This is a genomic window from Gemmobacter lutimaris, assembly GCF_003570715.1.
Classification (GTDB): domain Bacteria; phylum Pseudomonadota; class Alphaproteobacteria; order Rhodobacterales; family Rhodobacteraceae; genus Gemmobacter; species Gemmobacter lutimaris.
Map to the genome: position 1 here is coordinate 1 of NZ_QXXQ01000001.1, position 12,489 is coordinate 12,489.

12 protein-coding genes are annotated in these 12,489 nt (G+C 63.7%); 6 read left to right on the top strand and 6 right to left on the bottom strand.

Annotated elements, in window-relative coordinates:
* The first annotated feature begins 208 nt into the window (after positions 1 to 208).
* On the top strand, positions 209 to 703 hold the full coding sequence (locus tag D2N39_RS00005) for a hypothetical protein (protein WP_119132675.1): 495 nt from the start codon (positions 209 to 211) through the stop codon (positions 701 to 703).
* A 176-nt stretch (positions 704 to 879) separates the two neighbouring features.
* Here the strand turns inward: D2N39_RS00005 and aroB are convergent, their stop codons facing one another.
* Together aroB and D2N39_RS00015 are read right to left on the bottom strand one after the other, a co-directional pair.
* On the bottom strand, positions 880 to 2,001 hold the full coding sequence (gene aroB / locus D2N39_RS00010; RefSeq protein ID WP_119132676.1) for a 3-dehydroquinate synthase: 1,122 nt from the start codon (positions 1,999 to 2,001) through the stop codon (positions 880 to 882).
* On the bottom strand, positions 1,998 to 2,648 hold the full coding sequence (locus D2N39_RS00015) for a shikimate kinase (RefSeq protein ID WP_119132677.1): 651 nt from the start codon (positions 2,646 to 2,648) through the stop codon (positions 1,998 to 2,000). Before D2N39_RS00015 ends, aroB begins: the two co-directional genes overlap by 4 nt.
* Positions 2,649 to 2,717: 69 nt before the next feature.
* Here D2N39_RS00015 and D2N39_RS23520 point away from each other — a divergent pair, with 69 nt between their 5' ends.
* From D2N39_RS23520 to D2N39_RS00030, 4 genes are read left to right on the top strand one after another with little or no spacing between them, the layout of a single operon-like run.
* Positions 2,718 to 2,852 (top strand): hypothetical protein, encoded by a 135-nt coding sequence (locus D2N39_RS23520; protein WP_267899563.1) that lies wholly within the window; start codon positions 2,718 to 2,720, stop codon positions 2,850 to 2,852.
* Positions 2,842 to 4,446, top strand: coding sequence for a hypothetical protein (locus D2N39_RS00020; protein WP_119132679.1), 1,605 nt, complete (start codon positions 2,842 to 2,844; stop codon positions 4,444 to 4,446). Before D2N39_RS23520 ends, D2N39_RS00020 begins: the two co-directional genes overlap by 11 nt.
* Positions 4,443 to 5,396 (top strand): site-specific tyrosine recombinase XerD, encoded by a 954-nt coding sequence (locus tag D2N39_RS00025; RefSeq protein WP_199725169.1) that lies wholly within the window; start codon positions 4,443 to 4,445, stop codon positions 5,394 to 5,396. The genes D2N39_RS00020 and D2N39_RS00025 overlap by 4 nt, the downstream gene beginning before the upstream one ends.
* Before the next feature lie 11 nt (positions 5,397 to 5,407).
* Positions 5,408 to 6,718, top strand: a complete 1,311-nt coding sequence (locus D2N39_RS00030; RefSeq protein WP_119133296.1) for an HlyC/CorC family transporter — start codon at positions 5,408 to 5,410, stop codon at positions 6,716 to 6,718.
* Positions 6,719 to 6,730: 12 nt separating this feature from the next.
* On the opposite strand, the gene D2N39_RS00035 is transcribed toward D2N39_RS00030, so the two are convergent.
* Positions 6,731 to 8,065 carry a CAP domain-containing protein gene (locus D2N39_RS00035; RefSeq protein WP_119132681.1) on the bottom strand — a complete coding sequence of 445 codons (1,335 nt, stop codon included), beginning with the start codon at positions 8,063 to 8,065 and terminating at the stop codon, positions 6,731 to 6,733.
* A 91-nt stretch (positions 8,066 to 8,156) separates the two neighbouring features.
* Entirely contained in the window at positions 8,157 to 9,746 is a 1,590-nt protein-coding gene (locus D2N39_RS00040) for a helicase HerA-like domain-containing protein (RefSeq protein WP_119132683.1), read from the bottom strand.
* A 520-nt stretch (positions 9,747 to 10,266) separates the two neighbouring features.
* On the opposite strand from D2N39_RS00040, the gene D2N39_RS00045 reads away from it, so the two are divergent.
* Complete coding sequence (locus D2N39_RS00045) at positions 10,267 to 10,920, top strand: invasion associated locus B family protein (protein ID WP_119132684.1); 654 nt, start codon at positions 10,267 to 10,269, stop codon at positions 10,918 to 10,920.
* A 60-nt stretch (positions 10,921 to 10,980) separates the two neighbouring features.
* Here the strand turns inward: D2N39_RS00045 and D2N39_RS00050 are convergent, their stop codons facing one another.
* Positions 10,981 to 12,192: a beta-ketoacyl-[acyl-carrier-protein] synthase family protein gene (locus D2N39_RS00050; RefSeq protein WP_119132685.1), complete on the bottom strand. Its 1,212-nt coding sequence runs from the start codon at positions 12,190 to 12,192 to the stop codon at positions 10,981 to 10,983.
* Positions 12,189 to 12,455, bottom strand: a complete 267-nt coding sequence (locus D2N39_RS00055; RefSeq protein ID WP_119132687.1) for an acyl carrier protein — start codon at positions 12,453 to 12,455, stop codon at positions 12,189 to 12,191. The genes D2N39_RS00050 and D2N39_RS00055 overlap by 4 nt, the downstream gene beginning before the upstream one ends.
* Positions 12,456 to 12,489: the final 34 nt, after the last annotated feature.

A 12,489-nucleotide genomic window follows, 5' to 3' on the forward strand; every position in this document is an offset into this window, starting at 1 on the left:
GCCCAGCAGGGCCGGGGTGCATAGGGACCTCGTCTCGTAGTCCCTGACGAGCTACCAACCGACCTCCGCTCTCTCCACTCGCCCCACCGCGCAAGCGCGAAATCAATGGGGCGTGGCCGTCGCTTACGGTGGAACCAAGTCAGTTGTGGGAAGTGTTGCGGTGATAGCTGGCACTGGAGGCGCCGCAACAGCGACCACCGGAACGGCCATGACCGCCGCAGGTTACTATACGCTCGTTCATGCTACCACTGGCGCGACCATGCTTGGCTCTACCGCAGCAGGTGCTTCGGCAGCGGGCACAGTCGGGATCATCGCAGGAACGGGCGGCGGTATTGGAGCTGTCGCAGCCTTTATCACAGCCCCAGCCACGATTGTTGTTGCTGGCGTGGCGGCTGTCGGAACAGGAGGATTTGAAGTAGTCTGCTACTTCAAGGACGAGCGTATTACGGACTACGATGAAGTCTTAGAGCGGTTGAAATTGCTCGAGAAGTCCAACCCGGAATTGGTCAGGTTTACCTATGGAGGCGTAAATCCCAAGCTTTCAGAAGTTGTACTAAAAACGTCTGAAGGTGAGAAACGTTACAAGATCAAGAAACTCTATATCGTGAACGGGATGCTGATGCACCGCGATTGGGGACGAAACACGAAGATTGGGCAGTTGGCTTTCATTGTTGCGCCGCCTCCGGAGTCCGGGAAAAAGTAGCCGCTTTTGGTCTCACCGCCCCACTCGTTGCCCCAAAGCCAACAAGACCGGCAGAAACCCTTTGGCGGTCTCCATCTTACATCGAATTCTGGCACCCCAGCCAATCTTCCGGACATGAGCGGACGACCGAAGAACAGCCGCCTGATGCGAGCTTGCTCCGAAATATCCGATTGGCCTCAGCCCCTTCGGGCCAAGGCTTGGGTCAGCAGGGTGCGGACGGCATCGCTTGGTACGTCTTCGGCCACGAAGGCCTCACCGATGCCACGGGCGAGGATGAAGCGCAGGCGGCCGTCGATCACCTTTTTGTCCTGCCCCATCAGCGTCAGAAGGGCGGCTGCATCCGGCAGGTCGCCCGGAATATCGGCCAGATCAACCTTCATGCCCATGGCGCGCAGATGGGCGCGGACGCGGCTGGGGGCCTCTTGCGAACAAAGGCCGAGCCGCTGGCTGAGTTCGAACGCCAGCGCACAGCCGATGGCGACACCCTCGCCATGCAGCAGACGGTCGCTGTAGCCGGTGGCCTTTTCCAGCGCGTGACAGAAGGTATGACCGAGGTTCAGCAGGGCACGGTCGCCCTCCTCCGTCTCGTCGCGCTCGACGATGCGGGCCTTCATCTCGACCGAGCGGCGGACGGCATATTGCCGGGCGGCGGCGTCACCGGCGGCCAGAGCGGGGCCGTTGGTTTCCAGCCAGTCGAAGAAAGCGGAATCGCCCAGAAGGCCATATTTCACCACCTCGCCATAGCCCGACAGGAAATCGCGGGCAGGCAGGCTTTGCAACACGTCGATATCCGCCAGAACAAGGCTCGGCTGGTGGAAGGCGCCGACGAGGTTCTTGCCTTGTGCGGTATTGATGCCGGTCTTGCCGCCAACCGAGCTGTCCACCTGCGCCAGCAATGAGGTCGGGATCTGCACGAACCGCACGCCCCGTCGCAACACCGCCGAGGCGAAGCCGACCAGATCGCCGATCACCCCGCCCCCCAGTGCAATCACGATGTCGCGGCGTTCCACCTTTTGTTCCAGCAGCCATTCGACGGTGCGGGAAAATTCGGGCCAGCCCTTCGTCGCCTCACCCGGCGGGAGGATCAGCGCCTCGGACGCGATGCCCTCCGCCGCCAGCGCGGCTTGCAGCGGCGCAAGATGCGCAGCAGCGACATGGGCATCGCTGACGATGGCGACGCGCTTGCGCCGCAGGAGTGGTGCGATTTCCTGCCCCGCCGCGCCGATCAGCCCAGCCCCGATACGCACATCATAAGCGCGCGCACCCAGCGCGACGCGAACGGTTTCGATGCCAGTCATGCGTCAGTCCTTTCCAGCACATCGGGCCGCGTCGCAAGGGCGGCGATCACGCGATGGGCCATGTCGTCGATTGAAAGCTCGGGCGCCGCATCCACCGCCAGATCGGCCTTGGCATAAAGTGGCACACGTGCGTCATACAGATTGCGCAGCGTCTCGCGCGGGTTGGCGGTGCGCAGCAGCGGCCGGGTAGTCTTGTGCCGCACGCGCTGCCACAGCAGATCCAGATCGGCGCGCAGCCAGACCGAAACCCCGGCCTCGCCGATCAGCGCACGGTTCTGGTCTGCCAGAAAAGCCCCGCCCCCGGTGGACAGGATACAGGGCGTGCCGCGCAGCAGCCGGCCCAGCACTTCGGTTTCGCGGGCGCGGAAGAAGGGCTCGCCGTCACGTTCGAAGATTTCAGCGATGCTGCGCTGTGCCGCCTGAACGATTTCCTCGTCGGAATCACGGAAAGGCACCCCCAGAAGCCGCGCCACGGCGGTGCCCACCGCCGTCTTGCCCGCGCCCATCATCCCGACAAGCGCCACGGTTTTCTTCAGACGGTCCATCCCCTTCGCCCTTTTTTCCTGCTTTCCGCGGGCACTGCGGCAATCGGTTGCCGGTCGCGGAAAGTTTTGCCCTGAATGGCGTGAACTCGCGCGAAATGCCATATATAATCGTCGGCAAACCTCCGCCGGTCGTCGTGCGGGGGATAAACACTACGTCAGAGGGCCGGGCACATGGGGCGCATCATCAAACTTCTTCTGCTTCTGGCGGTGCTGGGCTTCGCGGGGCTGGCCGGGTATGCCTATTTCGGCCTGCCCGAGCCGGACATGCGCGAGATTTCCGTGCCGGTGATACTTGATGCGAATTGAGACTGCCCGTCTGGCGGCGATTCTGGGTCTGACGCTGATTGCGGGACACCCCGCGCGGGCTGACAACCCGATGTCGGCAATCGACTGGCTGTCGAAATCTGTTGCAGCCCCCGGAACGCATCGGGTGCAGCCGCCTCAGGGTGGCAAGATCCCGAGTTCAGTGCCCCTGCCCTCGCGCCCGGCCAATGAACCGGCAGTCACCAAGGATGCGCGGCCCGCCGAGGTGACGGTGACCGTGCTGGGCGCCCCCACACCCGACAGCGTGGGGCTCCTGCCAGCCGAGCGCACCGGCCTGCCGCGCGACCTTTGGGGGCTGACGCGCGCCAGCGATATCGCCCGCACCATCACCGAGGCGGAAGAGCCGGTCCTGCCCACCCTTCAGGGCCTGTTCAGCACGCTTCTGCTGGCCGAGGCCAATCCGCCGGTGGATAGTGGGCCGGAAGGGCGTCTGCTGTTGGCGCGGATCGACAAGTTGCTGGCGCTGGGGGCGCTGGATCAGGCATCGGGGCTGATCCAGCTTGTGCGGTCACGCACGCCTGAACTGTTCCGACGCCGGTTCGACATCGCGCTGCTGACCGGGCAGGAAGACAGCGCCTGCATCGAAATGCAATCCTCGCCGCATCTGGCCCCCACGCTGACTGCGCGGGTGTTCTGTCTGGCGCGGGCGGGCGACTGGAATGCCGCTGCCCTGACGCTGAACACCGCCCGCGCCCTTGGTCAGGTGGAGCCGGAAGACGAAGTGCTGCTGACCCGGTTCCTTGACGCCGAACTCGCGGACAGCATCCCGTCGCTTCCGCCGCCCGAACAACCCACGCCGCTGGTCTGGCGCATCTACGAGGCAATTGGCGAGCCCCTGCCGACGCTGGGCCTGCCCATTGCCTTTGCCCATGCCGAATTGCGGCCACAGGCCGGGTGGAAGGCTCAGGTGGAAGCCGCAGAACGGCTGTCACGGGCGGGGGCCATCACCCCCAACCTGCTGCTGGGCATGTATACGGCGCGGGCGCCCGCTGCCTCGGGCGGTGTCTGGGATCGTGTCGATCTGTTCCAGCGCTTTGACAGCGCGCTTGCCAGCGGCAAACCCGACCGTATTGCCCGCATCCTGCCGGATGTCTGGCAGGCCATGGCGGGCGCCGAACTGGAGCCTCCTTTCGCGGCCCTCTACGGCGACCGGCTGATGCATGTCGGGCTGACCGGCGATGCCGCGACTCTGGCCTTCCGCATCGCGTTGCTGTCGCCCGCCTATGAGCGCGCGGCGCTGGATCGCGCGGCGACCGTGCCGCAGCCCGATGTGCAGGAGGCCTTTCTGATCGGCCTTGCGCGCGGCAACATCAAGGGCCTGACCCCGCCCGACAGCATGTCCCGCGCCATAGCGCCTGCCTTCCTTGCACCCGAAATCGCCGCCGAGCCGCAGCATCTGCTGGATGAGCGCCGCTTTGGCGAGGCGCTGCTCTGGGCTATTGCGCGTGTCGGGCGCGGTGTGCATGGCGATCCCCGTGGCGTGGCCGAGGGCCTGTCACTTCTGCGGCGGATGGGGCTGGAAGACACGGCCCGCCGCACCGCGCTGGAACTGCTGTTGCTGGAGCGGCGCGGATGACAACGGCCCCCTCGGGAATGGAGCGGTGGATCTCTACCTTCCTCGACGCACAGGCTGCCGAGCGTTCGGCTGCGCGCAACACGCGCCTGGCCTATGGGCGCGATCTGCTGGATTTCGCGGGTTGGCTGAAACACCGTGGTCTGGATTACACGACTGTCAGCCGCGAAGGCGTGGAGGATTACCTGATCTCGTGCGAGGCGGAGGGGCTTTCCCCCGCCACGCGCGCCCGGCGCCTTTCGGCCATCCGGCAATTGTTCCGGTTCGCCCATGAAGAGGACTGGCGGGCAGACAATCCGGCGCTGCGGCTGTCCGCACCGGGCCGAGAAAAGAAACTGCCGCAGGTTCTGAGCCTTGACGAGGTGGACCGCCTGCTGGAGGCCGCGCGCGACAAGGGCCGGTCACTGGATGATCAGATCCGCAACTGCGCCTTGGTCGAACTGCTTTACGCCACCGGAATGCGGGTATCCGAACTGGTGGAACTGCCAGTCGCGGCGGTGCGGGGCGATCCGCAGATGATCCTCGTGCGCGGCAAGGGCGGAAAAGAGCGTATGGTGCCGCTGTCGCCCCCGGCGCGCGTGGCGGTGGCCGACTGGCTGACCCGCCGCGACCGGGCGGAGGATCTGGCGCGCAAGGAAGGCGCGCCCGCATCGAAATTCCTGTTTCCGGGGCGCGGCACCGCAGGCCATCTGACGCGGAACCACTTCTACATCCTGATCAAGCAGATTGCCGTTCTGGCGGGCGTCAGCCCCAGCAAGGTCACACCGCATACGCTGCGCCATGCCTTTGCGACGCATCTTCTGGCCGGGGGCGCCGATCTGCGCGTCATCCAGACCCTGCTGGGTCATGCCGATGTTGCGACGACCGAGATATATACCCATGTGCTGGACGATCATCTGAAATCGCTGGTATTGACCCATCACCCCCTGGCCCGAAGGACCGAAGACGAATGAGCCCCGAAACGATGGATGCCGCCGCACCGCTTCTGGATACGGCGGACTGGATCATGGCGGGTGCCATTCTTTGCCTTCTGCTGCTGTCAGCTTTCTTTTCCGGTTCCGAAACCGCGCTGACTGCCGCCTCACGCGGCAAGCTGAAGGCACAGGCCGACAAGGGATCGTCGGGTGCCGCCACCGCGATGCGGGTTACGGAAGACAGCGAGCGCATGATCGGCGCGCTGCTGCTGGGCAACAACATCGTCAATATCCTCTCGGCCTCGCTGGCGACTGCGCTGCTGACCCGTCTGGTCGGCGCGAATGGCGTGGCGCTGGCGACCTTCGTGATGACGGCACTGGTTCTGGTCTTTGGCGAGGTGCTGCCGAAAACCCTGTCGATCACCTATCCCGAACAGGTCGCCGCGCGGGTGGCGCCGATCATCCGGGTGCTGATGGTGGTGTTTTCGCCGGTCATCCTTGTGGTGCGGATGCTGGTGCGCGGGCTTCTGCGCCTGATGGGCCTGACCCCCGACCCCGAGGGCCGGATGCTGGCCATGCGCGAGGAAATCGTGGGCGCCATTGCGCTGGGCCATTCCGAAGGTGCGGTGGAAAAGGAAGACCGTGACCGTCTGCTGGGTGCCCTGCATCTGGGGGACCGCACGGTAGAAGAGGTGATGCGCCACCGCCGCCATATCGAAATGGTGGATGCCGATCTGCCGTCAGAGACGATCCTGACACAGGTCCTGTCGTCTCCCCATACGCGCCTGCCGCTTTATCGTGGCGACAGCGAAAACATCGTCGGCGTGATCCATGCCAAGGATCTGCTGCGCGAAGTGGACCGGGTGATGCGCCAGAACTCCGGCGTCGCCGATGCGCTGACCGATCTCGACGTGATGAAAGTGGCGATGAAGCCCTATTTCGTGCCCGAGACGACGACGCTTGACGAACAGATGCGCGAATTCCTGAAGCGTCGCACCCATTTCGCCATCGTGGTCGATGAATATGGCGGCATTCAGGGCCTGATCACGCTGGAAGACATCATCGAGGAAATCACCGGCGACATCACCGATGAATTCGATGTGGTGCAGAAGGAAGAGGCGCTGAGCCGCGATGCCAATGGCGATTACATCGTGGACGGCGCCATGACGATCCGCGACCTGAACCGGGCGATGGACTGGCAATTGCCCGATGACGAGGCCAATACGATTGCCGGTCTGGTGATCCATGAGGCGCAGATGATCCCGGCAGAAGGTCAGGCCTTCAGCTTCCACGGCTTCCGCTTCGAGGTCGCCGCGAAACGCGAGAACCGGCTGACGCGTCTGAAGATCCGGCCGCTGTAACGGCAGCCGGTTTCAGAATATCCCGATCCGCGCCGCCAGCCCGTCGGTCGTATACACGTCTTCCAGCACCAGCAGATTGCCGCGCCCGAAATCGAACACGACACCGGCATCCGTGGCGGTGGCGAACGTGTTCACGATCTGCCACGGGGTCAGATCCCCGCTCCACAGGTTGTCGTCGAAAGCCAGCCTGTCGCCTTCCGACAGGTCGAAATCCATCACCCGGTCGGTGCCAAAACCCTTGCGCAGCACGAAAGTATCGGCATCGTCCCCGCCATACAGCTTGTCCGCGCCGCCATCACCCACAAGACGGTCCTTGCCATCGCCACCGTATAGCTTGTCAGCATGGCGCCCGCCCGACAGCCTGTCATTGCCCGCATCGCCATAAAGCTGGTCGCGGCCATTGCCTCCTGACAGCCTGTCACTGCCGCCGCCTGCGCGCAGCACGTCATTACCCGCCTCGCCCGCCAGCGTGTTGCGGGATTCGTTCCCGATCAGCACATTGCGCTTGTCATTGCCGGTCAATCCGGCCGCAACCATACCCAACAGCTCGGCACGGCTGATGCCCTCGATCAGCGTCACATCGCCCGAAACCTTCAGCACCGATCCGTTGACAAGATCGACCTTCACATTGCCCTTCCCCAGATCGACACCGACCGCAATGTCCCCGCCAATCTGAAGCGTCACCTCGCTGCGGGCCTTGGCCGACAGCGCGTAACCGCCTGTCGATCCGGTGGTTTCCGCATTGCCCTTGAGAATTGTGAACTCCAGCCCCGACTGCCCTTCGCCGATGGAATAGAACCCGTCCCGGTCGCGGTCGGTATAGGCCACGCCGGTCACCCACGCCCGTTCGGACGCGAGACCGAAATCCAGCGTCACGAAATCGGCCTTGCCATACACTTCGGCAACACCGATTTCACGGTAGCGTTCCTGCATCATGTTGTAGCGGTGGTCCGGGCTGTCCCAGAGTGTGTTGAAATGGGCCTGCATTGCTCTTTCGGTCGCGGTTCCGATGCCCGCGCCATAGGACAGGTTTTCCCCCAGTGCCCAGCCATAATAGCTTTTCTCATATCCGGCTGCGAGAATGCGGTCGTCATAGGCAGAGCCGCCCTTGCCGACGTGGCTGAAGGTATTGGTGTCGGCCATCCATTGCGAATGGCCGGTCGCGGCCTTGTCCAGCGCCTCCTGCGGCGCCAGCACCTGTTTCGGGCTGCCGTCGATCTTGCCATTCATGCTGGAGGGCAGGCCGGTATTCAGGGCGGTGCCCTGTCTTTTTGCCTCTCCCAACGGGTCAAGCCGGGCGCGATTGAGCAATTCGAGCATGTATTGCTCGGCATCCGTCATAGGCATTCAACCCCTCCCACACGCAACAAACTTGGCCGATATGAGAGAATAGTGCAAATGACGGCGGCAAAGAGGCGTCAACATGCCCTTCTTTCGGTCATTTCTTGCCAAAAAGCGTACCCAGAACACCACGGATGACCGCCTGTCCTGATTTGGTTCCAAGCTGCCGGGCAAAGCTTTTGGCGAAAGCCTCGGCCACGCTGTCGCTGCGTGAACTGCTGCTGCGGCCGGACGTGCGCGGGCGGTCGGTTGTGCTGCCTTTGGGGTCGTATCGGCGGGCGTTGCGGTATTCCTCGATTTCCTTGCGGTCGATCTTCCAGTCGCTGCCCGCCTTTTCCTGCGCCTTCGCCTCCTCCTGTGCAGCCGCCTCGCGTGCAGCGGCTTCTGATCTGGCCCGCAGCCGCTCATAGGCGGAATCGCGGTCGATCAGCGTCTCGTATTTGCCCTTCACCGGCGAAGCGGCAAGGATCGCCGCCCGCGTTTCCGCCGGGATGGGCCCGATCTGCGACGACGGCGGCCGGATCAGCGTGCGTTCAACCATGCCGGGCACGCCCTTCGCCTCCAGAAACGAGGTGACGGCCTCGCCGGTGCCAACCTCGCGGATCGCCTCCTTCGTATCAAAGCGCGGATTGGGGCGGTAGGTTTCGGCGGCGCGGGTCAGTTCCACCTGATCGCGGCCGGTGAAGGCGCGCAGCGCATGCTGCACCCTGTTGCCCAGTTGGCCGAGGATCTTGTCAGGCACATCGGCCGGGTTCTGGGTGATAAAATAAACCCCCACCCCTTTCGAGCGGATCAGCCGCGCCACCTGTTCCACCTTGTCCACAAGCCCCTTGGGCGCGTCATCGAACAGCAGATGCGCTTCGTCGAAGAAGAACACCAGCTTCGGCTTGTCGGGGTCGCCCACCTCGGGCAGTTCCTCGAACAGTTCCGACAGAAGCCACAGCAGGAAGGTCGCGTAAAGCCGGGGCGCCTGCATCAGCTTGTCGGAAGCCAGGATATTGACGCGACCCCTGCCCTGATCATCGGTCTGCATCAGATCGGCCAGCGCCAGCGCCGGTTCGCCGAACATCTTTGCCCCGCCCTGATTTTCCAGCACCAGAAGCCGGCGCTGGATTGCCGCTGCCGATTCCGCCGAAACAAGGCCATAGCGGGCCGAGATCGCCTTGGCATTCTCGGCGATGAAGGTCAGCATGGCTTGCAGATCCTTCAGATCCAGCAAGGGGAGCTGTTCGTCATCCGCCAGCCGGAAAGCGACGTTGATGACCCCTTCCTGCGGTTCGGACAATTCCATCAGCCGCGATAAAAGCAAGGGGCCCATCTCGGATACGGTGGTGCGGACGGGGTGACCCTGCTCGCCGTAAAGATCCCAGAAGGTGACGGGCGGTGCGCCATAGACCAGATCCAGCCCGATGGTCGCCGCGCGCTTCATGAAGGCGTCGTGCAGCTTGCCTTGCGGCGAACCCGGCACAGCCAGCCCGCCCAGATCGCCCTTCACATCCGACAGGAAGACCGGAACCCCGGCAGCGGAAAACCCTTCCGCCAGGATTTGCAGCGTGATCGTCTTGCCCGTGCCGGTCGCCCCTGCGATCAGCCCGTGACGGTTGCCGTATTTCAGCAATAGCTCTTGCGGTGTGCCATATCCTTCACCGCCGCCGCCCACGAAAATCGAAGCCTGATCACCACTCACAATCCGCCCTTTCCTGCCGGTTCACGCCTGCGCGCGAGGTTTGAAAATACAATGTTAACGGCTTTGTGCCAGTCTGAACTGGCTCCCGCCTTCGCACCGCTTTCGGCGCATCGGCGGGACGGTGACTTCCTCCCTGTCAACTGGCCGCGCCCGCAAGGACGCGGCTTTTTTCCATGAAACCCATATTCCGAACACGTCATTTCGCTTCACGAAAGCGTCAAAAATAGGTGTTGACCTGTGGCCGCGCAGGCCGTAGCGTCTGCCTCAATGAAGTCGGCCAGTCCGACAGGGAGCAATATCCGTTAAGGAAAAGGGGCCGGGTTACCGGCCCCTTTTCACATTTCACGCGGGCTTGTCACGTTTCGTGACCTACACGATGGCTTGTCACGTTTCGTGACCGGCAGGCGCGGCATTCCGCCGCCTGCCCCTCACATTCGCGTTCTCGGTCCTGTTTTCCTGCCTGACACCCTGCGCGACGCATGCTAAACGAGCGGCCATCATGATTTGAGGAACGATCGCTATGCCGATGATTGATATGACCAAGGCTCTGGCTGTGACGCTGACCTTCGGTCTGGCAGGCGCGGCGCTGGCGCAGGAAACTGCGACGCCCGAAACCCAGCCCGCCGACACCACCGCGACGCAGACGCAGCCCGAAACCGCCGCCCAGGCCGAGCCGGCACCGGCTGCGGAACAGGCACCTGCGGCGGACGCGCCCGGTTCGATCTACATCAAGGAAACCTATGACGACTGGGCCGAGCGCTGCATGCGTGGCGCCGAGGGCCAGCCCGACCTTTGCCAGCTTTACCAGCTTCTGAAGGATGACCAGGGCAATGCGGTGGCCGAGATCGGCATGTTCCCGCTGCCCAAGGGGGAAAAGGCGCTGGCCGGTGCCTCGATCACTGCGCCGCTTGAAACCCTGCTGACCGAAAACATCGTCATCTCGGTCGATGGCGGCAAGCCGAAGGTCTATCCCTTCTCGTGGTGCGACCGCGCAAGCTGCGTGGCCCGCGTGGGCTTCACCGCCGAGGAAGTGGCGACGATGAAGAAGGGCAACAAGGCGACCATGACCATCGTTCCGGTGGCGGCGCCCGATCAGAAAGTCGTTCTGAACATCTCGCTGAAGGGCTTCACCAAAGGGTTCGAGGCATTGCCGACCCCGGCCGCCGCGAACTGATCGCCTCGCAGACAGGAAAGGCCGCGCGATTTGCGCGGCCTTTTTCTGTGGGGCTTGCTTCTATGGTGCCCGGCGCACGGCCAGAACGGCATTCATCCCGCCAAAGGCAAAGGCATTCGACAGCACCACCGGCACCCGCGCCTGCCGCGCCACATTGGGCACCACATCCAGCGCGCATTCGGGGTCCGGTTCCTCATAACCGATGGTCGGGGGAATCACGTCTTCCCTCAGCGCCAGCAGGCAGGCCAGCATCTCGATCGCGCCGGTTCCGCCGATGGCATGGCCGTGCATCGCCTTGGTCGAGGAAATCATCAGCCGGTCAGCATGCGGCCCGAAGACATCGGCAATCGCGGCGCATTCCGTCTTGTCATTGGCCGAGGTGCCGGTGCCATGGGCGTTGATATAGCCCACATCCTCGGGGTTCAGCCCCGCATCGCGCAGCGCCCCTGCAATCGCCCGCGCCGCCCCCTGTTTCGAGGGCATCACGATATCCGAGGCATCCGAGGTCATGGCGAAGCCGATCACCTCGGCCAGGATCTCGGCCCCGCGACGGCGCGCCTGTTCGTATTCCTCGAAGAAATAGATCGCAGCACCTTCACCCTGCACCATACCAGAGCGGTTGAGGCTGAAGGGGCGGCAGGCATCGGTGGACATGACGCGCAGCCCCTCCCATGCCTTGATGCCCCCGAAACACAGCATCGCCTCGGCCCCGCCGGTCAGCATGGCGCGACAGGCGCCCGAGCGGATCATCTGGAACGCCAGCCCCATCGCGTGATTGGAACTGGCGCAGGCGGTGGCGACGGTGAAACTTGGCCCCTTGATGTTGAATTCCATCGAAAGATGGCTGGCGGCGGCGTTGTTCATCAGTTTCGGCACGACGAAGGGATGAACCCGGTTCTTCCCCTCTTCGTAGACGGCACGATAATTTTCATCCTGCGTGGTCAGACCGCCGCCGGCGGTGCCCAGAACCACGCCGGTCTCATAGCCCAGATGCCCGTCGAAATCGAGCCCGGCCTGTGCCACCGCCTGCCGCGCCGCATGCAGGGTGAATTGCGTATAGCGGTCATACAGCAGGATCTGCTGGCGGCTGAAATGGTCCTCCGGGTGCCATCCCTTGACCTGCGCCCCGATCTTCACGTTCAGCCGGTCCACATCGCGGATGTCCAGCGGCCCGATACCGCCACGCCCCTCGCGCATCGCGGCCAGCGTGCCGGGCACATCCTGGGCCAGCGCGTTGATCGTGCCCGCGCCGGTAATGACAACGCGCTTCATGCGGCCTTCCGCGCCACCAGCCCCTCGACGGCCGTCACCACCGCCGCCACCGAGGAAATGTCGAACTGCGACTTGCCCGGTTCATTGGCGTTGAAAGGCACTGAAATGTCGAAAGCCTCTTCGATGGCGAAGATGCTTTCCACCAGACCGAGGCTGTCGAGCCCCAGATCCTCCAGGCTGTCCTCCATGCGGATGTCGGCGGGTTCCATCACCGCCTGTTCCGCCAGAATGGCGATCACCCGTTCCTTGACGCTCTCACCCATGCCATGCTCCTGATGCCCGAGATTGCCCGCCGGA